Genomic DNA, 249 nt, shown 5'->3' on the forward strand with positions numbered 1-249 from the left:
TATGCCTCTACACTTTCCTAATCCCTTGGTTTTGAGAAACATCATTAACGGAACAGCTACTTTTTTCTTAAGGGCTACGAACCTTTGATAGGAGACTAGATTAGGGAAGAGGTCCTTTAGGTGAGGGCAAACATACTGTGTATAAAACGCTTTGAAATTGGTGAATTGACCAAAATGGAAAAGCATGAGAATGCTAATAATTTCTGAATCAGAGAGTTGCGACTTTCTTAGTCGAGCCCCTTCCTTTTT

At 39.0% G+C, this 249-nt stretch carries 1 pseudogene; it reads right to left on the bottom strand.

Features of this window, described 5'->3' with window-relative positions:
* Window positions 1–249, bottom strand: a pseudogene (locus tag FNH22_RS32540) (IS982 family transposase); the annotation flags it as partial.

Source organism: Fulvivirga sp. M361 (genome assembly GCF_007097395.1).
Taxonomy (GTDB): domain Bacteria; phylum Bacteroidota; class Bacteroidia; order Cytophagales; family Cyclobacteriaceae; genus Fulvivirga.